Raw genomic sequence first — 23,069 nt, forward strand, 5'->3', positions numbered from 1 at the left:
CAAAATACTTCGATTAATATTTTGGCCATTGTGACTGAGCTTTTAAAAATGATGGCCTGACTTGAATAAGGACTTTATGAAGCGTTATCAGTTATACTTAAACTAGCACAATAGTTAGGAGATGACAGTATGGTAAGAAAAATTTATACAGCAAGTAATGCAAGTTCTTCAGGTCCTTATTCACATGCGGTTGATGCAGGTGATTATGTCTTCTTTTCGGGACAAACAGCTAAAAACGCCAGTGACGCGCCAGATTTAACAGGTGACATTGCCGGTCAAACCCATCAGTGTTTCACCAACCTTTTAAACGTGATGGAACAAGCAGGGGTGACGTCAGACGATGTGGTCAAGGTCAACGTCTATCTAACAAGCATGAAAAACTTCACCGCCATGAATGACGTGTACGAAACCTATTTCACAGCACCCTTCCCAGCTCGCACCTGTGTCGCAGTCTTAGAATTGCCCCTGGAAGCCGAAGTAGAGATTGAGATAATTGCTAAACGGTCGTAAAGCTTGAATCTTAAATTTGGCGCGGCACGTCTAGCAAAGACAAAGTCGGTGTCGTGTCCTTGCGGTCACGACGATTAAAATTAAACCATAAGCTTTTCTATCATCGTGTCGGCCAATTGGTCGGCACTTTTGTTGTTGCTTACTATCTTGGTGACTTCATGCAATGGCTGTAAAATAGCGACGTGGTGTTAGACCTTCAAACGCAACGTTGCGGTAATTCTACGTGGGGTTAGACTACCTAAAGAAATATAAATTCCTCTTGGCCCTTCTTAGAGGCAGCCGGGTTTTTGGCGTTCTTTCAAAAGGACTTATCCTTAAAATATACATACGATACATGCTATGCTTAAAAAAAATGTGCGCTGTTTACCTAGATGACTTAAATTCATATTTTTAGAATAGTGAACGCTCGTTGAAGCCTGTGGTCACGCTAATGCGCATGAAGTTTTGTGTCTTACTTATTTCAGTCTGTCCGTTTGCGATTAACTCTCGTAGTAATCGTAACTTCCACGTTATTATGATTACTTTAATGTATCTGACTGCTTTAACCGGTTTCATGTTAGCTGATTGGGCACTGTGTGTTCAGTCGTCAGTGACCACTTCTTATGAACAAAAAAGTTTATTAAAGCAAATAAAAATCAGCAAGCTCCTTAAAAGGGAACTCGCTGATTTTCTAAATTTTATTGACTTATTGTTTATTTGTCCCACGTTTGCGGACAACTAGCGTAATTCCTAACAAGCCTAGAAGAACTGCTAGTGCTACTAACCAGACATTTCTAATTTCACCTGTGTTAGGTAGGTTTGCTTCAACATCTGTCGTTTTAGATACAGAGATCGAAGTCGATACCGATTCACTCGTGGTATCGCTTGAAATTTGACTACTTGTTTCGCTAGACGATTCACTTTCAACGGCTTTTTCTCCGTAAACAATTGCGAATCTACCTAACTCTTGCGTACTAAAGTTCACTTTCTGATTGAATAATGAGAAAGTCAAGGTCGATGTATTCGCACCTGAAATTCTGACTACTTTCAGTTGACTTGTGACTGGCTGAGTTGGCAATTTAACTTGGGCAACTCTCGTCAACTGAACTGGCGCATTGTTGCGGTCTAACAAGACCACTTCATAAACATCAGCATTCATATTCTGTAACGCAGCTGGTAGTGGATCGAGTGGTTGAGGTACTTTTGTCACCTGTAATTTCACCACTTTACCTGCATCAGCCGGGTTGACTAATACTTCGACGCCCGTCGCATCATCCACGTAACGCTGAGTTGCCTCGGCAACTTCAGATTCGTCCGCTTCAGATTCCTGAGATTCAGACGTCGATTCAGACGATTCACTTGACCTTTCCTCAGGCTTCGTTTGTAAGACGACTGTCTGCGTGACTGTTTGATTGGCTGCAACCGTTAGACGCGCAGCCGTCGTCTCTAATAAATAACCTTCTGGCGCTTGTGTGACTTCAAAACTATATTCGCCAGGTGCCAAATCAATGAAACTCGCCACCCCATCTGCATTCGTCGTGACCTCTATCTCGCCTATTTTGACCTTGGCATTTTCGATTGGTTCGTTTTGTGAATTGACAAGTTTTAAGTCGATTCGTCCAACTTCTGGTTTCTTGTCAACTTCAAGACTTGCTTCGAACGTATCAGCTTCAGCAATCTCAGCTCTTTGTTCTTCAGCATCTTCAAGTAAGCTATAAGCCTCAGGGACTTCCGTTACTGAATAGTAGTAATTGCCTGGTTCCAAGCCTTCGAAAGTTGTTTGACCGTTGCTATCTGTTGCTTGTGATAAGCCACCGAATTTAACCGTCGCCCCTTCAACTGCTTGGTCCTGTTGATCGACCACCGTAATAGTCGCTTGCCCTGGTTCAATGATACGTTCCACACGGATATCTTGCGTGATATCTTCCGCTTCCGTCAATGTCACTTCCCCTTGATGGGCGCCTTGGTAGCCTTCTGGTAAGCCTGTAATGTCATATGGATAAGTCGCCGGGTTCAAGTCAGCTAAACTCACTCGACCTTCCGCATTCGTCGTTAAGGTTTGGTCATTCAGTAGAATTGTCGCCCCTTCAACAGGTTGATCTTCTTGGTCTAGGACACGAAGATTTATTTGACGTGTCGTGATTTGACGATTGACTGACAAGTCTAAGCTTTCGGTTGCGCCTTCAGTCATCACCACTTCTTGTGGCGCCAAATCATGCGAATAACGCTCTGGTAATTGCTTGATCGACACTTGATAAGTCTTCGGTGTCACTTCATTGAAAACAGCTTGTCCTTGCTCATTCGTTGTTGCTTCAGTCCCTTCAGCTAACTGAATGACTGCCCCTTCAACGGCTGCCTCCGTTTGATCCATCACAACAACCGATAATTGACCTTTGGCTAATGTACGACTGACTTCAATTGCTTCTTCAGCCGTTTGGTCTTGACTAATTGTCAGACTACCTTCGGCTTCACCAGTATAACCTTCTGGTAAAGAAGTTAATTGGTAAGCATACTCTTTACCCGCTTGAAGCTCAAGAATAATCGCTTGTCCTTCAGCGTTAGTGGTAAAGTCCTTCTCGTTTAAGCGAATGACCGCTCCAACGACTGGTTGTCCTTCTTGATCTTTAACCGTAAAGGTTACATTTCCATAACGAGGATCACGTGTCACTGAAAGTGTCTCGTTAACTGTTTCGCCCGCTTGGACCGTAATTGTTCCGGAAACATCACCAGAATAACCTTCTGGTAAAGCCGTCACACGGTAGGTATGCTCGCCAGCTGGTAAATCAGTCGCTTGAGCAAGCCCTTCAGCATTTGTCGTAATGGTTCCCTCATTTATCTCAATTGTGACACCTTCAAGTTTATTATTCTCTTGATCCAGCACTGTAAACGTCGCTGTCCCAACTGTCGGTGCTTTCGTCACACTAATTGTGGCTGTCGCTGTTTCACCAGCCGTCACCGTTAATGTGCCACTGCCTTCACCTGAATAACCTTCAGGTAGACTAGACACAGTATAGCTATAATCGCCAACAGTTAAGTCGCTGATTACTGCCACACCTTCCGCATTTGTTGTATATTCTTGTTCATTTAAGCTAATCACCGCACTAGCAACTGGTGCATCATTCTGATCAAGGACCGTTAGTGATGCATTACCAACTGTCGGTGCTTTCGTCACACTAATTGTCGCTGTCGCTGTTTCACCAGCTGTCACCGTTAATGTGCCACTGCCTTCGCCTGAATAACCTTCAGGTAGACTAGACACAGTATAGCTATGCTCACCCACTAATAAATCTGGGAGAGTTGCCAAACCTTCTTCATTGGTGCTGATTTCTTGTTCGGCAATCCTAATAACGGCACCCACCACGGCTGCTTCATTTTGATCGACCACTTTAAGACTAGCAGTCCCAACTTCTGGCGCTTTTTCTACCGCAATGGCAACTGCTTCACCGGCTTCGCTAGAAACCGTTAAACTACCGGTCGCTTCGCCGACGTAACCTTCAGGTAATCTTGCCACACTATAGCTATAGTCACCCACTGGTAACTCTGCTAAACTGGCTTGACCCTCGGCATTGGTTGTCACTTGTTGATCAGCAATATTAATGACGGCCCCTTCAACTGGCACCCCTGCTTGGTCTGTGACCACAAAACTCGCCACACCCGTTTGTGGGATTCGGTTGACACGTACCGTTTCAAGCACTTCACCTTCAGCCACAGTCACTTCGCCATATGTTTCAGCAAATGTTTCTGTTGCAGGCACAGTATAGTTCAATGTACCAATTGGTAAATCAGCTAAACTAGCCACCCCACTCTCATCCGTGGTCACTTCTTGCTCAGCGATTTGGATCACAACATTGGCAGCTGGCGCCTCGTTTTGATCACTCACTTCGATTCTGACTGAACCCGTTTGAGCCGCTTTAGCTACTGAAATCGGTGTGCTCACGCCTTCAGACGTAACCGACACTAAACCTGTTGCGTCACCCGTATAACCCTCAGGCAAGGCAGCCAAGCTATACTCATAATCACCCATAGGTAGGTCAATACTTGCACGACCTTCTTCATTTGTAGTGACTTGTTGATCTGAAATGTTAACAACCGCTCCTGAAACAGGTAAGCCTTCCTCATCCGTCACAGTAAAACTTGCGGTAGCTGTTTGAGGAATTCGGTTAACAACGACATTTTCTAGCACTTCCCCTTCAGCGACAATGACTTCACCGTACGTTTCAGAATAAGCAGCTGTTGCCGGCACTGAATAGTTGAAAGTGCCTACAGGTAATTCTGGGACAAGTGCGACACCATTTTCATTCGTCGTCACTTCTTGACCCTCAATTTGAATCACCACATTCGCGAAGGCTTCCGCATTTTGGTCCTTCACCTCGAAACGAACACCGCCAACTTGAGGAGCATTTTTGTTAATATAAATCACTGGCGCAACTTGTTGATCAGCCAGCACTGTCACAAGATCTGCTACCTCGGCTGAATAACCATCAGGTAAACTTGTGACCGAATAATTGTAATCTGCGACAGGCAACTCTGAAATCGACGCTTCACCCGTTTCACCGGTCGTTAATTCCGTCTCACCGACTAAAATTCCAACACCTGGAACTGCCGTGCCATTCTGATCCAAGACCGTAAATAAAATGGAACCAACAGCTGGTGCTGCTGTTTGAATGTTTAAGGTCAGCGTTTGATCGTCACTACCCACCGACAGTAAATCTTCTAGAGAACCCGTGTAACCTTCTGGCAGACTGGCGATGGAAATCATGTAATCTCCAGCAGCCACATCCCTAAAGCTGGCCGACCCATTCTCATCGGTCGTCGCTTGTAATTCACCTAATTGCAAGGTCACATTTGGAACGGGTGCTTGATTTTCATCCAAGACACTAAACGTAATCGTACTCAATGACGGCGGCACTGGCTCAGACGTTTCTGGTCCATCTTCTTCATCACCCGACGATTCATTGGCCGTAATCGTCGCTTGATCAGCTAAATAAATCTCAATTTCAACCGTGTCACCATTGACAAGCGTTGGCCCCGCATGCACCGAAAACGGCACATCGTAAACTTTCGTCCCATCGCCTTGGGTTAAGACCGATCCAATTTCATCCAGCGACCGCTTCGTTTTGTTCTCTGCCTTATCTTCCTCCGTTTGATTAGAAATGGTCTGCAACACTTTCTCAGGCATAATCTCTACACCTTCACGAACGAAACCTCCCCCATCATACAATCTGAAGTAGTAATTCCCCTCAGGCAGCGACAAGGATTCCGCAGGCGGCTCCTGCGAACGATAACTATATAAAAACTCTGTTTTCTCACTATTCAACACATCATACGAAATCTGACTCTGGGCATTTGCCTCCTGGCCTTCTAATTGTAAAAAGACTTTAAACACCACATTAATCGTCTCTGCTTGCGCTGACACATGACTGCCCCACGGAACAGCCGCCAAAACCAGCATCAAGGTCATCAAGAGATGACTCATTTTCTTTCTCGCATTCATAGCTCAACCTCCTAAAATTGACTAATCTTCGACATCTTAAATGTATCATAAATTACTTAAGAATGATTGAAACTCGCACTTTAATCATATCTTTTAAGCAAAGTTTCTAAGAATAATCAAAGTTTTTTCATAATTCCACAGCCAGAATAGCTCCGAAAGATTTCAAGTCGAAAGTTTTAAAAAACGATAGAGGGAATCTCTAATCACACTTGTACTCAAAGGTAGAGTCCGATAGACCGACAATCGGATATCTGTCAACTATCAACCTACTGATAGACGCCTACTTCATAGGTTTTTGATCGACGTGGAATTAACTCCCTCAACAGCATGTCGCTTTTGAAGCACGTGGAATTAACCACCCTAACACCAGGTGCTTCCTGATCCACGTGAAATTTAGCTAAATCAACGACGTGCCTATACCATAATTCACCCTACTCTAATAAAACTAAGGATAGTCACTCTAACCTCAGCCCACTAACACAAAAATAGACAGATCCGAAGACCTGCCTACTATAATATTATTCACTTTAACGATAGCAAGTAAAGCTAAGCGCCCGGTACTGTTTGTGGTAAACCAAAGGCATCAATCATCGCTTGGCTGGCGTCGTTGATATTGACATGTTCCACCAAGGAGCCTTGGACAATCACCCGTTCGTTCAAGGAATAGTCACACGTAATTAAAGTGATGATGGGATTCTCCGTCGGTTGAACGACTTCCATCGCCGTCGGTGCGACTTGCCTAATCGTATCAATTTCATAAACATAAATGGTATCTAAATCCGTGAGATAAATTAAATCGCCATGTTCGACACGCATCAAGGGTGCAAACAATAGATCGTCATTGATCGAGTGGTGACTGGCAATTGGATAATTGGAAACACCCATCGTTTGATCAGCGTACAATGTGCCGGCTCCCAAATACATCCCTTCATTTGAAACCCCCTTATAGATAGGCAGGTTCATCCCAACATTTGGAATCGCCATCCCACCGATGGTTGGTAAATCTCCAGGATTAACATTATCTGAAATAACCGTAAAAGCATCCAGAGTTTCGATATCGTCCCAATTATACGTCACATCTGCCGTCATATTCGACTCAATATCTTCACGCGTCAAATTGCCAATCGTATTCTGATTCGTCCCTTGCTCAATCATCCAATTTTTAATCGGATCCATGGCTAACAAGCCGACGGCAATAACAATTAAAATGACACCAAGAATGACCTGAAGCTTGCCGCCTTTTTTTCCTTGCTTTTTATTTTTACTCATACGAGTTTGTGGTTCTTTTTCACTCATTCATACTTCCTCCAAACCCAATCTAGTTTATATTATAAAACTAATATACCATGTCATCCCAATGAATTATAGCGACTTAACCCGAATTTAACATAAACACCTATGAATCGTCACACTTTAGTCAAACTTAGAGAGTATCCTATTTTGCCTAAAAAGCATCTTTTATTTGCAAAATAGGTAGGATGATTATATAATTACTTTAAATAACACGTCCATGAGGGAGTAACTTGAGGCTTTATGCCTTAATCAGTATCAACAACGATAAGTGGCCAATCATTTGGTTACTGGTGCTGATTTTAAAAAGTGAGACTTATGCCGGCCATATCATATGCAGCAGTGCTGTTTTCTGATTAGGCAGCATAAGTCTTTTTTTATTGTGATGACTGAATGTTCGTGATTATTATTTATAAGGAGGAAATTATGGCTAATAAAGATTTTATTGCTTATCAAGAGTCAATCGATCGCACCATTGCTCATTTAGATACGAATATTCAAACAGGTCTTAGCTCAGCAGAAGCTAAAGCACGTATCGAGACATACGGTCCTAACGAACTTGAAGCAGAAGAAAAACGTTCAATGTTGCAAAAGTTCCTAGATCAGTTTAAAGATTTCATGATTGCTGTTCTTTTAGCAGCTGCTGCAGTATCAGCATTTGTAGGTATGGCTGAAGGTGAAGGGGTAGCAGATGCGATTGTTATTCTGATTGTTGTTATTTTAAATGCTATCATGGGTGTTTTCCAAGAAGCTAAAGCTGAGGAAGCAATTGACGCCTTAAGAAACATGGCATCACCTGCAGCAAAAGTAAGACGTGACGGTCAAGTGCATACAGTTAAAAGTTTCGACCTTGTCCCTGGTGACATCGTTCAATTAGAAGCTGGTGACGTTGTTCCGGCTGACATTCGCTTAGTTGAAGCAAGCTCGCTTAAAGTAGAAGAAGCTGCCTTAACTGGTGAGTCTGTTCCAGTCGAAAAAGAAATTATTGATTTATCTGGACAAGACGTTGGAATTGGTGACCGCTTAAACATGGCCTTCTCAAGTACAAACATTACTTACGGACGTGCCTTAGGTGTTGTTACTTCAACAGGTATGGAAACTGAAGTTGGTAACATTGCGACAATGTTAGCTTCGACTGAAGCACAATTAACACCGTTACAACGTGACCAAAATAAATTAGGTAAAGTTTTAACTTACATGATTATTGCGATTGCTATCTTAACATTTGCAGTTGGTGTCTTCATTCAAGGTGAAGAAGTTGTCCACATGTTATTAATCGCGATTTCATTAGCTGTTGCTGCCATTCCAGAAGGACTACCTGCTATTACTACAATTATCCTTTCAATCGGAACACAAACAATGGCTAAACGTAACGCTTTAATCCGTACATTACCTGCAGTAGAAACATTAGGTTCAACTCAAGTAATCTGTTCAGATAAAACGGGTACCTTAACAGTTAACAAAATGACAATCGAGAAAGTCTTCTATAATAATCAATTACATGAAGCTTCAGAAGAATTATCATTAGATAACTCATTATTACGCTCAATCACCTTTGCGAACGACTCAGAATTAGATAACAAAGGCGAATTAGTGGGTGACCCAACTGAAACGGCAATGATTAAATTCGCAATGGATAAAGGCCAAAACTTAAAAGACGAATTAGCTAAAACACCTCGTATCGACGAAGTACCATTCGATTCAGGTCGTAAGTTAATGTCTACTGTTCACCAATTAGAAAACGGCAAATACTTAGTCGCAGTCAAAGGTGCACCCGATCAATTGATCAAACGTGCAACCAAGATTGAATTAAATGGTGAAATTGTTGAGATGACACAAGCACATATCGACGAAGTATTAACAAACAACGACGCTATGGCTCGCCAAGCATTACGTGTATTAGCAGGTGCTTACAAAGTCATCGATACATTACCAGCAAAAGTTGACACAGACTCAGTAGAAACTGACCTAATCTTCGCTGGTTTAGTAGGTATGATTGACCCTGAACGTCAAGAAGCAGGCGCAGCAATTCGTGTGGCTCGTGAAGCAGGCATCCGTACTGTTATGATTACAGGTGACCACGCCGTTACAGCACAAGCAATCGCTGAACGCTTAACGATCTTACCAGAAGGCGGCAACAATGCAGATAACGTTATTACCGGTGCACAATTAGACGATATGTCTGATGAAGACTTAGCACGTAACGTTAAAAACTACTATGTCTATGCGCGTGTATCGCCAGAACATAAAGTACGCATCATCCGTGCATGGCAAGCAAACAACATAACGGTTTCAATGACAGGTGACGGAGTAAACGACGCGCCATCATTAAAACAAGCCGACATCGGTGTTGGTATGGGTATCACAGGTACAGAAGTCTCTAAAGGCGCTTCAGACATGGTTCTTGCAGACGACAACTTCGAAACAATTGTTGTAGCCGTTGAAGAAGGACGTAAAGTATTTGCAAACATCCAAAAAGCAGTCCAATTCTTACTATCAGCTAACCTAGGTGAAGTCTTAACGATCTTCGTTGCCACACTATTAGGCTGGCAAATCCTTGAGCCAATCCATATCCTATGGATCAACTTAGTAACTGACGTCTTCCCAGCCATCGCATTAGGTATGGAACACGCAGAAAAAGGCTCAATGAAACATGCACCACGTGGTAAAAAATCAAGCTTCCTATCAAACGGCGTCATGCCAAGTATCATTTACCAAGGAATCCTTGAAGGTGGCTTAACACTATTCGTATACTGGTATGCAAGATTCCAAATGAACGTAGACAACAACTTAGCAGAAACAATGGCATTCGTAACCTTAGGAATGATCCAATTGTTCCACGCATATAACGTAAAATCTATTTTCAACTCACTATTCAGCGACAATCCATTTAATAACAAGTTCCTAAACGGAGCAACAATCTTATCTGGAGTTTTACTGATTGGTGTCGTTGTCACACCAGGTATCAACAACTTCTTTGATGTAACAGTACCAAATACAGAACAATGGTTAGTAACCATCCTATCTGCAGCAAGCATCTTAGTCTTCGTTGAAATCATCAAATTTATCTTACGCGCAACAGGCGTAGCGGACAGATACGACCGCAAAGACCACACAGTGTTATAATCGAATAATATAAGTATACAACAGGATCCGAAAGGGTCCTGTTTTTTTATGCACTTTTTCGGAAAATAAGTAAGCCACCAAGCACCCGCGACATTGGACGCTGCGTTTCCGCCTTGTCAGCTGACGCCCCTCTGTAAGCAAGCACAAAGCACGCCGCCCCCTCCCCAAAGTCCTTTCATTTTAACTAAGGCCAACACCCAGCTATACTAGAAGCAAGAATAACGCCTTGCTGAAAAGCTAGGCGAAATAAAAAGGAGTTGGAAGGAATGAAAAAGCTAGGTAAAAGACTCAGTAAGCTGAGTGTGAAGCTAAGCCTACCACGTAGGCCAAGTCTGCAGAGTTTGTTACTCATGCTAGCCCTCCTTTTAGCCACAACCAACCTCATTGTCCCTGCCCAAAGCAGTCATGCCCAAACTGACCATCCACTAGCCGCCTTAGCAACTGAAGAGTCGATGCCACATGCAGCGCTCCAAGCCGCTTGGCAAGACTATCAAAGCCTTAGTCAAGAGCTCGCTTACGTCTTGATCCAAGGCGAAACTAAAGACGCCACGACGATTGATGACATCTTGAATAATTTTGAACCAGACGCTGAACTTGAACGTTTGGACGTGACCGATAATGAACACCGCCTGATTTACCACTATGTTTCTGAGAATCCCCAAGATCCGGCTAGCCCAGACAAAGCTCGTTTGCTGCTACATTTCATGGATGACAATCTATTAATGCTCAGTCTCTTTAATGGCGTTCACTTAGCGTCACCCAAATTCTTTACACCCTCTCAAACAACCACTGAAATTTATAATTACGGAGCAAGCGTTGACGAACTCGCTAGCAATCAACCGCAAGTAACCGCTCTAGCAGATATGAGTTTCCAAGATGAACCAACTTCTATCTTCGTCAGCTTTAGTGGCGAAACAGTCGCAGACGCCATGGCCGACTTCTTTGTAATTGTTGAAGATGAAGTCGTCGACGTCTATCAAACACCGATTGCTACTGGCGCCGATGGCTTTAAAAACCGCGTCATCGATGCTTTCCTGACGTATTTCAATAACAATACGCAAATTGAAGATGTAAATTAGGAATTTTAAGTAGTCGGCTTAAGTATTGTAATTGAATCATTTAATGAAAAACCTATTTTCGGCATAAATGAAATCCTTTGGCCTTAACGTGACAATATAAGTCACACCTAAAATCACGATATCCAGCACCCTTCAAATGAAGGGTGCTGTTATCTTTTTAAACTCCGATTCCCGCTGATATCTATTAGTCAGAATGTTATACTATGTAAAAAAGAAAAGGTGATTAGATGTCATTTTCTGCCCTCGTTTACCACGAAATCCGAGATGATTTGAATCTAGTTCAACAGCCAATGACACCTTTAAAAGCTGCCAATGGTTATGCTATAAATTTACCGACCGCCCTTTTTTTAAACTCTGAAGATTTTAAACACCAAATGACCTATTTGGTAGAACAGCAGTTTCATTTTCTATCGATGCAAGAAGTGAAAGACTACTATGAAAAAAACATCGCCCTGCCGCCTAACAGCGTCCTAATCACTTTCGATGATGCTTTTCAATCTTTGCTTACAACTGCCTATCCTATTCTAAAAGAACTAGGTATCAAAGCGACCTTATTCTTGGTCAGTGGCTGGCTCTTCGATGATGCAAGTGACTATAATGCGAGCGCATCACAGGTCCTGTCAATGGTTGAACTTCAAGCCATGTCCGATGTCTTCGAACTAGCCAATCATACCCATGACTTACATAATTTGATCAAAGTTGGCGTCAACGGTGCCATGGAAGCAAGTTTTGAAGCCTTACAAGCTGACTTATCACGATGTAATCAAGTCATTGAACATACGGATACGTTCGCTTACCCCTTTGGATTCTATCATGAAACGTTAGTCGACAACTTAGCTAAGCTAGGGTTCAAATATGCCTTCACAACTAAGGTTGGTCACAATGACCGCTCGACAGAATGCCTTAAATTAAATCGAGCCCTAATTTTCAACAATATGCCCTTCGAAAATTTTCAACAAATCGTCAATACTTAATTCAGATCACGGAGGAGAATAATAATGACACACTCACTAGCAATCCAAGCCTACTGGCAAATATTCTGTACCGAAACAGGCACAAATCCGCAAACGCCCTACGGAGCCTTTGCCTTCGGTGATACCGAAGCGATGGCTGACGAGCTCGCCCAACTTGTTTTAGAAGGCAAGAAAACCGGGACATCATCTGGCTATCAACTCTATTTCTTATCGGGGGAAACAGAAGTGCTGCCTCAAGTGGGTCAAATTGATATCATCCTTGATGGCCGCGAATCCCCCATTGGCGTCATCCAGAATGTGACAGTCGATGTCCTACCATTTAAAGAGGTCTCTGAGGAACAAGCCCACAAAGAAGGCGAAGGCGACCTGACGCTCGATTATTGGCGCCGCGTCCACATCAATTTCTGGAAATCTTACTATCAAGAAAATGACATAACCTTTAACGACGAAACACCTGTCGTTTACGAAGAGTTTAAACTTATTTATCCAAGCTAATACCAATCGTTTTCTATAAGAAAATTGAAAAAGTTAAATTTGCAGTTGAATATCGTTTACTTCATTCAATTGTTTGAATTATTTGACTGGAAATAAATTTAGCGTCTGCTGTCAGACCTTAACGTTTATCGTCAATCAAACCATCTTTAGAGAAAGTCGGCGCAATACTCAAGCAATCGGGACACCCTTATCAACAGATCGAAGACCTTTATCAACGCAATTTCAAATAGATCTTTAATTAGGCCGGAATATAAATAAAAAGCTCTTCTTGCTTAAAAATTATTGAAATTATTATTACAATACCTGGGCGTTTTCATGAACGTCCTTTCATATGCTATAATAAAGTATAGAAGCAATCAGAGGATTCAGATACTTTTGTCAAAAAAAATAGAGGAGGCGTTCTTATTTATATTCTAATTATTTCACTAGTGCTGATTCTAGCCTTAATCGCGATGCGAGTTGCGAATGACTTAAAAATTCCGCAATTACTACTGTTCATGCTTTTAGGAGTGTCTTTTAATTTCTTCGGCGTAGACTTTACTAATTATGCCTTTTCCAATCAAGTCGCTTCTTTAGCCTTGATGTTCATTATTTTCTATGGTGGTTTTGGGACTAAATGGAAGATGTCAAAACCCGTCGCCAAGGAAGCCATCATTTTAAGTTTCTTAGGTACTATTCTCACGGCCTTAATTACCGGTTTCTTTGTCTATCTGGTCTTTGACTTTTCACTTTTAGAAGCCTTATTATTAGGATCAATTATTGGATCGACCGATTATGCGAGTGTCTCGGATGTCTTATCATCCCGCCAACTCAAATTAAAATATAATACAGACTCCTTGTTGGAACTCGAATCTGGTTCCAATGACCCGACAGCCTATACGATGGTTATTCTATTCACGACCTTACTACAAGGTGAGACTGTTAATGTCCCCTCTTTGATCCTCTTACAAATTGGCTTAGGACTGGCCCTCGGATTCGCACTCGGTTGGATTTTCATTCGTTTGTTAAGTTACTTGAAGTTAAAAGAGGGACTCGAAGTAATTCTATTAGCGGCTGCCGCTTTATTCACTTTTGAATTCACCAACCAATTGGGAGGAAATGGCTATCTAGCCGTCTATATCTTTGGTATTTTTATTGGTAACAAAGAGTTTGTCGGAAAACGCGAGGTCGTTTTCTTCTTTGATAGCTTTACCAACCTAGCGCAAATCGGCTTATTTTTCTTACTTGGTTTATTATCAAACCCAGCTTCGATTGTTTCGATGATGCCAACTGCATTGGTTATTATGTTATTTATGACAGTCATTGCACGCCCAGCTTCTGTTTACGGCCTCATGCTGCCATTTAAAATGAAACAGAATCAATTAGCTGTGATCGCCTTTGCGGGGTTAAGAGGGGCTGCGGCCATCGCTTTTGCGATTAGTGTCGTCAACTCAAATACGCCTAATATGAATGATATTTATCATATCGTCTTTGATATTTGTTTATTATCCTCGCTGATTCAAGGTGGCTTACTACCCGTTATTTCTCAGAAAATTCACATGGTAGATCCAGAAGATGCGTCTTTACGCAACTTTAACTCCTTACAAGATAAAAGTGACGTCGGCTTCCTAGCAACCAGAATAAAAGAGGATAGCTCTTTAGTCAATGCTTATATCCGAGATATTAACTTAGCCTTTGAGTTTATTATCGCTAAAATTCTTCGCCAAGGAGAAACGATTGTACCCAACGGTGACGTTCAACTGTTAGCAGGTGATATCATCGTATTGGCTGGTCGTTCTTATTTCGACGTAGTAGGGACGGATTTATTAGAGTTTCGAATTAATGACTACAACAGTTGGGTTAATAAGAAAATCAGTAAGATTAAGTTAGATCGTTCTGCTTTGATTGTTCTCGTTTTGAGAGATGATAACGAATTGGTCGTTCCAAATGGGGATACCGTGATTCTCGAAGGGGATACCGTCTTAGTGCTTGGACCAAAGGATATTAATGGCAAAATATAATAAAAATAAAAACAGAAGTCACTCATTCATTTAAGAAGGGGTTACTTCTGTTTTTGTGTGACAAGCTTTAGACTTGGTCGCGGCCTGATCTTATTCGGTAGGCTTGGTAATGTTCTGGATCCTTTTGGTAGAAATCTTGGTGATATTCTTCGGCATCATAGAATGGTCCGGCTGCCGTAATTTCGGTCACAACGGGTTTATCATAACGTCCGCTTTGATCTAAAACTGTTTTAGAAGCTTCGGCTTTGGCTTTCTGTTCGTCGTTTAAATAGAAAATGCCTGGACGATAAGAAGAGCCACGGTTAATAAATTGGCCGTCCGCATCAGTTGGGTCGCTGATAGTCCAGTAGATATCTAACAGTTGCTCATAGCTAATCTTGCTTGGGTTAAAGACAATTTTAACCGCTTCGGTATGGCCAGTCTCGCCACTACACACCTCTTCATAAGTTGGATTCACTGTGTGTCCACCGGTATAACCTGAAGTTACTGAGTGAACGCCTTCCCATTGGTCGAAAGGTTTAACCATACACCAGAAGCAGCCTCCGGCTAAAATTGCAGTTTCTTGTTGTGTCGTTTGTTTGGTCATAGTCATTCTCCTTTTAACTTAGTCTACTTCTGGTAATGGGACTTCAAACATTGGGAAAACGTGTCCGTCATAGACTTCAAGTAATTTTTCTTTCACATCGTCTGTATGGTAAATTTCTACTAATTTTAAATACAGCGGGTTATCTTTATTCTCTTCCAAGGTTGTAATGGTATTAATATAGAGTGGGTTCACTTTAGCTGCGTCAGCCGCATCATTAAAGATCCCGTCATCAATTGATAGCCCTGCATCGTTGGCAAAGTTTGTATTGACTAAAGCGGCATCCACATCTGGTAAAGATAAGGCCGCAAAGTTTGGTTCAACTAATAAAATGTCTAAGTTCTTTGGATTGTCTGTAATATCTGCTTCGTCCGCGTAAATTCCGACTTCATCGTCGACTTCAATTAAACCAGCGATTTCTAAAGCCAGTAAAGCACGTCCTAAAGTGGAAGGGTCATTAGGTAAGGCAATCACACCATTTTCAGGAATATCATCCACTGAAGCATGTTTGTCTGAATATAAGCCTAAAGGCATTAATAAGGTGTTCGCAATCGCGAAGACACTGCCGTCATTATCTTCATTCCACGATTTAATGAAAGGATGTCCTTGGAAAGCACTGACTTCAATTGAACCATTCTGTAAAGCCACATTTGGCTGATTATAATCATTGAATAGAACGATTTCTAAGACAATACCCTCTTCTTCCAACGCTTTGGCTGCCACGTATTCCCATAACTCTAAGGCCGAATCACTGACTGTTCCAACCACAATCGTTTCACCTTCAAACTCTTTAGCTTCTTGGGCTGATGCGGTTGGTAAAATAAATTGTCCGACAACTAAAATGACACCTAATATTAATTGGATCCATTGTTTAATCTGTTTTGTCTGTTTCATAGTAAATCTCTCCCTTTGTAATAAGTTGTTTTTAAACGCTTTGTTTCTCTTGAATGATTGATACGTGACTTGATGACAATTGCTTACTAACATCCCGACAACCTAATAATTTGCGACAACTGCTTTTAGATAATTGTGATTCTCCTTATAGTATTAATAACCTTTAGACAAACTGTGCGTGCTTGACAAACATGACTAAAAAAAAACAAAAAAGCCCCTTTTGTCAGAATTTCTCTAACAAAAGGGACGAAAAGTCGCGTTACCACCCAAATTTCTATTATTCTTACAAATAATAGCTCTACCAGTATCAAACAATACTGTACACGATATCGGGTGTGTCCGTTTAAATAGCGTTAACTACGTAAACTGCTCCAAGCTCATCTTCACTTACTCTTAGTCTACCCTTTTTCACCGAACCGGGCTCTCTTTACTTGTTAAGAAATAAGTTACTCTTCTCTTCATTGCAGTAGTCTATTGATTTATTAAATGTATATTACCGTTTTAGATTAGAATTGTCAACGGTTAGATTAAAAAACGATTAATTTTCCTGCCATTAACATTTTATTAGTCAACTCCATAATCCTGTGTAACATCCTATACAAAGCTCTCAATGTTTCCTATTTGTCAAACGTAATATAGTTTCTTGTTGAACTGATCATTAGTCATTCAGGTCCATAAGGACTGTTCCAATTAATCGATGTACTGACGCATGGTTTGGAAAAATCGAATGATCGTTTCTCTTCTGAGTACTTCTTGGTTCAAACATTCAAGAAGGTTGGTTCTTTCAGCCGGTCGTGAGAGTTACCCAGGACTGTGTATTGAAAGGCATCTTCGAAGTCGTGTAGTGACTCCTAAATCCGTTTCCCGATTTAGAGGGGGTTAGAGGGGAAAAGAATGCAATAAAGAACTAAAATTGACCAAATTTAAAGAGAATGAAGATTCGTAGCCCCGTATCACTATAGCGAAGCAGTTAAATTGTTGATTTATTTATAGTCGTAAGCTTTCTTTGATACATCTCTCTGGAATTTTGGTTTAAAGAAACATTGGCTAATCTAAAGCCAGTAGATTACTAAACTCGAACTAGACAATTATTTGCATCATTAAAACGCTAACTGTAAGGGGCACTACTAAAACTCTTTAAGGTTAGGCCATCTTTTTGCTTAATCTTTATGAATGTCATCGTAATGGGTTGCTTGATTACGGCCATTTTCTTTTGAATAATAAAGCGCCAGATCGGCTTTCTTGATAAGCTCCTTTTGACTGTCCTTCGGAATCAGCGTAGCAGCACCAATACTAACTGTCAAAGACCCAACCGTTTCCCATTGAGCTTGTTCAACTAATTCTTTCAATCGCTGGCCAACTGCCAGACTGAGCGTTTTATCTACATTAGGGAGAAGCATTAAAAACTCTTCCCCTCCAAGACGCCCAACTAACTGACCAGGACGAGAAAATTGTTGGAGAAATGTCGCTAAGCTGATTAATACCTCATCGCCCGCGTCATGACCGTACACATCGTTAACCTTTTTAAAATAATCGATATCGATTAACAAGACTGACAAACTTTCACCGGTCGATTGACTTAGTGAATTATAATCGGCCAATAGTTCTAATAAGTGTTTCCGATTTGCAATGCCTGTTAAATTATCCGTGTTCGCTGCTATTAATAATTCTGAGTTAAGCACAGCCAGTGTTTCTTGTTTCGCTTGAATCTCTTGGTAAATATTTTTTAGCTGATCGAGTGCTGTTTCTTTTTCACGGATAGTTTCTTCTAATTGAAGCTTCGTTTGCCGCAACTCTTGTTCGTACTCCATCCGCCGTTTCATCGGTAAGAGGACGACATCAATTTGCTGCAACTCCTCCACAGGTCGTTGACGAGCATTCAAGATAAAAGGAACTTCTGTACCTTCCTTATTTTTCAATTTAACAAAAAGTTCTTTCACCACACCGTACATATTGATATTTGGAAAAAAATAGGAATGAAAAATCATCTTCGCGCCAGGTCGACATAACTTTTCCAGATGCTCCCCGATTAGTTCTTTTGGTTTGTAACCCAGTTCCTCCTGAAAAGTCTTATTTGCTTCCAAAATATAACCTTCATGGCTCAGTGTCAAAAGTCCAGCAGGAGAAGAACTCAAAGAATGAGTCATTACTTTCTTCCTCTCTTAGTTTACCTCTAAGTAATCTTTTATCACTGAAGCGGTTTCTTGCGGATGACTGATGTGCGGATAATGTCCCTTAGCATCTAGAATATGCAGACGACTATTTTTTAAATGTTGATGTAGATATTCTCCAACTTCAATTGGCACGATACTATCGCTTGAGCATTGCAAAATCAGTGTATCGACTTGGCCTTGACTTAATAAGTCACGACAATCAGAATAAAAGGTTACTTCTGCAAACTGTCGCGCCACCTTTGGATCGTTGGAGACAAAAGTATGACGTAACTCCTGCACTGCTTCGACTTCAATCGGCTGCTCTAAGGCCATCGGCGCCATATAACTTGCCCAACCTGTGAAATTCATCTCCATCATTCCGAGCAAATCTTCGATATCCGACTTCTCGAATCCTCCCCGATAACCGTCAGCAGTGTTTAAGTAACAGGGCGAAGGGCCAATCATGACTAATTTATCAAAGTAATTCGGTTGTTGAATTGACGCTATCAAACCAATCATCGAACTGACTGAATGACCAACAAATATAACTTCTTCTAACGCTAAAGCCTCGATTATTTCTAAGACATCTTGGGCGTAACCTGCTAATTCACTATATTTCACAGTATCATAAGCAGTCATATCGGACTCACCTGACCCAACGTAGTCAAAAACAATCAATCGGTAATTGTTCTCAAACATGGGAATTATATATTGCCACATTCCTTGTTCACATCCAAAACCATGCGCAAAAATGATGGTTTTTTCACCTTGACCAAATACTTTCACATTATTGCGTTCTTTTATATTAAGCATGCTTTTCAACCTTCCAGTTTGTGAAACTTTTAATTTTCACCTTCATTATAAACTAAAAGCTTAACATATGATATATGTCATCTTAAATTATAGTCAAAAAATTGACTGGTCTAAGTCCAGTAGTTTCCTGAACTCAAACCAGCCAATTAGCTGTATTATTAAAACGTTAACTTTAAGCAGTTACCACTCGAAGTGGCTTCTCCTTAAGTTACTCGCCCCAGAAACCGTAGGCGATTGCTTGACCTTGTTTAATCTTATCCCATTGTTGTTCATGAGACAATTCATTTCCGCCATCACATGAAGCAAAACCACATTGATGAGATAAATAAAGTTTATCTTTATTTATGTATTTAGTAGCTTCTTCTAACTGTTTCTGAATTGCTTTTTCATTGTCTAAAGTCGATGTTTTACTCGACAGAAAACCTAATACGACTTCTGTTTCTGGTTTATCTTTAAAGGCGCTTAAGGCACTTAGACTGCCAGCACGTTCGTCGTCCCACTCTAAATAGAAACGGTCATAGTTTTGTTTCTCTAGAAACAGGTGAGCAATTTTCTCGTAGCTTCCTCCACCCATGCTTCGTGAATCATAGTTACCACGGCAATTGTGGGTGTATACTTTCAAACCAAGCGAATGAGCGTATGCAATCACATCGTTATTTAAATCGATAAACTCTTGTGCCAATCCGATCATAGAAGTGGGATTAAATTTATCTTCGCTGAACGGACTGCGCGGGTTGTCTTCAGCAAACAATTCCCACAGACAGTCGTCAAACTGAACAATCGTGCCACCTGCTTCTGCAAATTCTTTTAAGAAATCCTTGTAAGTTTGACTTAGATCAGCTTTGAACTCCTCTGATGTGTCATATACTTTACCACCGATATTATCAGATAAACTGATTTCACCGAAAACATGGGAAGGAGATGGGATACATTGTTTTAGAACCGCTCCTTTTGGCGTTACTTCTTTTAAGCGATTATAATGGTCAATGAACACGTGATTATGACCATCTAGAGGCTCCTCAATTTTAATTCCAATATCTTTTCGTGTTTCATAGTGGCCTTCTTGATCTAAATCACGGAAGAAATAACCATTTTCTGCGATATAGCGTCTGATTCCCTTTAAGCCCCATACAAAATCCAGGTGCCATAATGATTTAGAGAATTCCCCATCGGTTAATTCAGGTATTTGAAGATCAACCTGTTGTTTAACCACTGTTTCAACGGCTTGATCTTCTTCTTCTTTATACCCGTCAAAGTCATTATAGAAAGGATACGCAATATCGTCGCGGTGCTCGATTTTAGTTTTATACTCTAATAAAGTAGTTGGACGTAATAGTGAACCGACAGTTAAAAATCGTTTAGTTTGTTTAGTTGTCATGTTTAAAACTCCTTTTCAATGTGTTTTTAATAGTATAGAATGAATCTTTAGGTATTGGTAATATCTATTTTGATGCACTCGTCATAGAATTTAACTATGCATTACTTTTAAAAATGACATTCTTTGAAACTAAAACAACTCGAATATTCTCTTGAAATTGTGGAAACTGCTTCAATTACTCAAGCGGCCAGTGAATTGTATATTTCTCAACCACCCTTCTGAACAACGCCGGATTGTGACCTATTCGTCTAAACACCACCAATACCAGACAAAGGATACGTGAACGACAAATCAATCACGCTCTAACAAATGTCGAAACAATTACTCGCCCCCTTGAAAGCGATGAAAACCGATAAATGTTTTTGATTTTTAGACGAAGTTTGGTTGCTGGCTTATGAGCGTATCGCTGTCACTGATCAACTCCATGAACGCTTTAGTTTCCGAACAGATTATCAATCGATTGATCTGAGAAATCTTAAGAATAATCAAGAAGAAGAAACTAAGAAATAGTACGCAAAAAAGCTAAAAATAAAAACGCCCCTAAACGCTGTAATAACAGCATTTAGGGGCGCTTCACTCTCGTAAAAGCGTCAAAGACAAGAGTAGAAATATCAACTTGTTTATGAGAAAAAATTAAAGCACTTAAAGATATACATATTTGTCCTGAATAATTCACACTTTTAAATATTGAGTTATTCTAGTCGTTATTTTTCAATTTTGGATCACTTTATCGAAATTAAAATATTTTAATCGATTTTCTAAGCTAAAGAAAAACTTTTTAGTCTCATCTCACGAATTTTGGGCGCACTTCTCCCTAGGCCATTTAAAAGGTTTTAAAAAACAGGTTCTTTAAATGTACTGCTGAATCCTTTGGATTTGCCTGAATACTGCATAAAACTCTCGCTGATAAACATGGGAACTCGATAGTTTTAAATAGATTCGTCTTGCTGTAGTGACGAGCTTTCCAGCCACTTTAAATAGACGAAGACGTATCGTATTCACTTGGAGTCCTTTTGATTTTGGTTCAAAACATATGGTACGTAAGAAATTAACCACATTGTATGCCAACAGACTAATCATCATGCGTGCTTCGTTTTCAAGGAATTCTGGGCTATCTGTTTTATCGAAAAAGAAGCTGTTTTTGGCTTCTTTAATATAGTTTTCCATGGTACCGCGTTTATTGTAGGTTTCAAATACTCTTTTAGCCGAGATGTTCTCTGAGAAATTCGTGACAATAAAGGAATGGTTAAAAAGGAGTTCACCTACTTCTCGAGTCGAACGGACACAGACACGTCGGGACTTCGTCCAAGAGGCTGCTTGGTATGAAACCGAGTGATAATATACTTCTTTTTCATCCCATGGATGATCATTATCATAGAACACAAATTCTTCAGCTAAGCGATACAAATTTCTATTGGCCTTTAGCCGAATAACATAATGATTTTCGTATAATTCACATAAATCATAAATATCCGGTGTCGCGAATCCACTATCTCCCCGAACGAGAATATCGGTGGTTGGAATCGCTTGGTTATAATGCTCCAATAACGGTTTAAGAAATTCTTTAACCCCTTTAGAAGTATATTGGTTACCTGAACGAAGTTTAGCTTTTAAAAAATCACCGGTTATCCCATCAAACGCCACTAATGGGTGATAGCCATTTGTTCCATAGTGGGCGTTGTAAGCTGTCTGTTCTTGATTGCCGAATGTATCTGAATGGGTAGAATCTAAATCGATGATCATGTTTGTATCGTTACGAAGGAGACGAGCTTTGTCAATTAACGCTTGATTGAATACTTGAAGTGAGTCAATTGTTTCGCCTACTACACGATCATAAAGCCGAGAGATTGATGATTGAGAAGCCAACGGCTTATCGGTTGAGAACGTCTGTAATACCGGATCATGCTGTAAAATATTTGCAGCAGAATCAGTATTATAACCACCTATAATTTGCAGAATTAACTGTTTTAGAATCTTATGATTCGTGTGTGTCCAATATTTACGACTGTCGTTAAATGTAACAATATCTTCAGAGAGCTGAGTAAATTGGAAAGCATCCATTAATTCATCGATTAGGACTAAACCAGAATCACTTGATAAACGACCACCATCATGAGAAACGATTAAATTATTGTTGAATTTTACGGCGTTTTCTTGTAAAGTAACCACTGAGAGAACCCCTTTCTATGGTAGTTTGTGGTGAATTAACCATATCAGAAAGGGGGTCTTTTTCATCACCTAATGGGTGATGAAGCAGATTACTTTAAAGACTATTAAATCAATGTTAGGAAAGACTATTAG

Annotated in this window: 16 protein-coding genes and 1 pseudogene; 8 read left to right on the forward strand and 9 right to left on the reverse strand. The window is 40.6% G+C overall.

Annotated features, from left to right (window positions below; translation table 11 throughout):
- Positions 1-129 precede the first annotated feature (129 nt).
- Complete coding sequence (locus tag ACTQ45_RS05915) at positions 130-510, forward strand: RidA family protein (protein ID WP_441763208.1); 381 nt, start codon at positions 130-132, stop codon at positions 508-510.
- Positions 511-1,195: 685 nt separating this feature from the next.
- Here the strand turns inward: ACTQ45_RS05915 and ACTQ45_RS05920 are convergent.
- Together ACTQ45_RS05920 and ACTQ45_RS05925 are read right to left on the reverse strand one after the other, a co-directional pair.
- A complete protein-coding gene (locus ACTQ45_RS05920) occupies positions 1,196-5,983 on the reverse strand; it encodes a carboxypeptidase regulatory-like domain-containing protein (RefSeq protein WP_441763209.1) in 4,788 nt (1,595 codons plus the stop codon).
- A 546-nt stretch (positions 5,984-6,529) separates the two neighbouring features.
- Positions 6,530-7,279 carry a class A sortase gene (locus ACTQ45_RS05925; protein ID WP_441752517.1) on the reverse strand — a complete coding sequence of 250 codons (750 nt, stop codon included), beginning with the start codon at positions 7,277-7,279 and terminating at the stop codon, positions 6,530-6,532.
- A 420-nt stretch (positions 7,280-7,699) separates the two neighbouring features.
- Between ACTQ45_RS05925 and ACTQ45_RS05930 the strand changes: the two genes are divergently transcribed.
- The 5 genes from ACTQ45_RS05930 to ACTQ45_RS05950 all read left to right on the forward strand — a co-directional run bounded on the left by ACTQ45_RS05930 (position 7,700) and on the right by ACTQ45_RS05950 (position 14,947).
- Positions 7,700-10,399, forward strand: a complete 2,700-nt coding sequence (locus ACTQ45_RS05930; protein ID WP_441763210.1) for a cation-translocating P-type ATPase — start codon at positions 7,700-7,702, stop codon at positions 10,397-10,399.
- Positions 10,400-10,665: 266 nt separating this feature from the next.
- Positions 10,666-11,478 carry a hypothetical protein gene (locus ACTQ45_RS05935; RefSeq protein WP_441763211.1) on the forward strand — a complete coding sequence of 271 codons (813 nt, stop codon included), beginning with the start codon at positions 10,666-10,668 and terminating at the stop codon, positions 11,476-11,478.
- 227 nt (positions 11,479-11,705) lie between these two features.
- Entirely contained in the window at positions 11,706-12,452 is a 747-nt protein-coding gene (locus tag ACTQ45_RS05940; RefSeq protein ID WP_441763212.1) for a polysaccharide deacetylase family protein, read from the forward strand.
- Positions 12,453-12,476: 24 nt separating this feature from the next.
- Positions 12,477-12,947 (forward strand): ASCH domain-containing protein, encoded by a 471-nt coding sequence (locus tag ACTQ45_RS05945; protein ID WP_441763213.1) that lies wholly within the window; start codon positions 12,477-12,479, stop codon positions 12,945-12,947.
- A gap of 410 nt (positions 12,948-13,357) precedes the next feature.
- Complete coding sequence (locus ACTQ45_RS05950) at positions 13,358-14,947, forward strand: potassium/proton antiporter (protein WP_441763266.1); 1,590 nt, start codon at positions 13,358-13,360, stop codon at positions 14,945-14,947.
- Between the two features lie 67 nt (positions 14,948-15,014).
- Here the strand turns inward: ACTQ45_RS05950 and msrA are convergent, their stop codons facing one another.
- The 6 genes and pseudogenes from msrA to ACTQ45_RS05980 all read right to left on the reverse strand — a co-directional run bounded on the left by msrA (position 15,015) and on the right by ACTQ45_RS05980 (position 20,768).
- A complete protein-coding gene (gene msrA / locus ACTQ45_RS05955; RefSeq protein WP_441763214.1) occupies positions 15,015-15,539 on the reverse strand; it encodes a peptide-methionine (S)-S-oxide reductase MsrA in 525 nt (174 codons plus the stop codon).
- Positions 15,540-15,551: 12 nt separating this feature from the next.
- A complete protein-coding gene (locus ACTQ45_RS05960; protein WP_441763215.1) occupies positions 15,552-16,424 on the reverse strand; it encodes a MetQ/NlpA family ABC transporter substrate-binding protein in 873 nt (290 codons plus the stop codon).
- Positions 16,425-17,041: 617 nt separating this feature from the next.
- Positions 17,042-17,272: pseudogene (locus ACTQ45_RS05965) on the reverse strand (transposase); the annotation flags it as partial.
- A 312-nt stretch (positions 17,273-17,584) separates the two neighbouring features.
- Positions 17,585-18,571: a sensor domain-containing diguanylate cyclase gene (locus ACTQ45_RS05970; protein ID WP_441763216.1), complete on the reverse strand. Its 987-nt coding sequence runs from the start codon at positions 18,569-18,571 to the stop codon at positions 17,585-17,587.
- Between the two features lie 15 nt (positions 18,572-18,586).
- Positions 18,587-19,390, reverse strand: a complete 804-nt coding sequence (locus tag ACTQ45_RS05975) for an alpha/beta fold hydrolase (protein WP_441763217.1) — start codon at positions 19,388-19,390, stop codon at positions 18,587-18,589.
- Positions 19,391-19,598: 208 nt separating this feature from the next.
- On the reverse strand, positions 19,599-20,768 hold the full coding sequence (locus tag ACTQ45_RS05980) for a 5-methyltetrahydropteroyltriglutamate--homocysteine methyltransferase (RefSeq protein WP_441763218.1): 1,170 nt from the start codon (positions 20,766-20,768) through the stop codon (positions 19,599-19,601).
- A 123-nt stretch (positions 20,769-20,891) separates the two neighbouring features.
- On the opposite strand from ACTQ45_RS05980, the gene ACTQ45_RS05985 reads away from it, so the two are divergent.
- Together ACTQ45_RS05985 and ACTQ45_RS05990 are read left to right on the forward strand one after the other, a co-directional pair.
- Positions 20,892-20,990 carry a LysR family transcriptional regulator gene (locus tag ACTQ45_RS05985; protein WP_441763219.1) on the forward strand — a complete coding sequence of 33 codons (99 nt, stop codon included), beginning with the start codon at positions 20,892-20,894 and terminating at the stop codon, positions 20,988-20,990.
- Between the two features lie 162 nt (positions 20,991-21,152).
- Positions 21,153-21,278 carry a hypothetical protein gene (locus ACTQ45_RS05990; protein ID WP_441763220.1) on the forward strand — a complete coding sequence of 42 codons (126 nt, stop codon included), beginning with the start codon at positions 21,153-21,155 and terminating at the stop codon, positions 21,276-21,278.
- Positions 21,279-21,617: 339 nt separating this feature from the next.
- On the opposite strand, the gene ACTQ45_RS05995 is transcribed toward ACTQ45_RS05990, so the two are convergent.
- Positions 21,618-22,937, reverse strand: coding sequence for an IS1380 family transposase (locus ACTQ45_RS05995; RefSeq protein ID WP_441763221.1), 1,320 nt, complete (start codon positions 22,935-22,937; stop codon positions 21,618-21,620).
- Between the last annotated feature and the right edge of the window lie 132 nt (positions 22,938-23,069).

It is taken from the genome of Fundicoccus sp. Sow4_D5, from assembly GCF_052116365.1.
Lineage (GTDB): Bacteria > Bacillota > Bacilli > Lactobacillales > Aerococcaceae > Fundicoccus.

Bases quoted from the DNA above. Each gene is read 5' to 3' on its own strand.
- ACTQ45_RS05930 (WP_441763210.1), top strand. From the start codon at position 7,700: ATGGCTAATAAAGATTTTATTGCTTATCAAGAGTCAATCGATCGCACC.
- ACTQ45_RS05940 (WP_441763212.1), top strand. From the start codon at position 11,706: ATGTCATTTTCTGCCCTCGTTTACCACGAAATCCGAGATGATTTGAAT.
- ACTQ45_RS05970 (WP_441763216.1), bottom strand. From the start codon at position 18,571: ATGACTCATTCTTTGAGTTCTTCTCCTGCTGGACTTTTGACACTGAGC.
- ACTQ45_RS05935 (WP_441763211.1), top strand. From the start codon at position 10,666: ATGAAAAAGCTAGGTAAAAGACTCAGTAAGCTGAGTGTGAAGCTAAGC.
- ACTQ45_RS05915 (WP_441763208.1), top strand. From the start codon at position 130: ATGGTAAGAAAAATTTATACAGCAAGTAATGCAAGTTCTTCAGGTCCT.
- ACTQ45_RS05945 (WP_441763213.1), top strand. From the start codon at position 12,477: ATGACACACTCACTAGCAATCCAAGCCTACTGGCAAATATTCTGTACC.
- ACTQ45_RS05925 (WP_441752517.1), bottom strand. From the start codon at position 7,279: ATGAGTGAAAAAGAACCACAAACTCGTATGAGTAAAAATAAAAAGCAA.
- ACTQ45_RS05975 (WP_441763217.1), bottom strand. From the start codon at position 19,390: ATGCTTAATATAAAAGAACGCAATAATGTGAAAGTATTTGGTCAAGGT.
- ACTQ45_RS05980 (WP_441763218.1), bottom strand. From the start codon at position 20,768: ATGACAACTAAACAAACTAAACGATTTTTAACTGTCGGTTCACTATTA.
- ACTQ45_RS05960 (WP_441763215.1), bottom strand. From the start codon at position 16,424: ATGAAACAGACAAAACAGATTAAACAATGGATCCAATTAATATTAGGT.
- ACTQ45_RS05920 (WP_441763209.1), bottom strand. From the start codon at position 5,983: ATGAATGCGAGAAAGAAAATGAGTCATCTCTTGATGACCTTGATGCTG.
- msrA (WP_441763214.1), bottom strand. From the start codon at position 15,539: ATGACTATGACCAAACAAACGACACAACAAGAAACTGCAATTTTAGCC.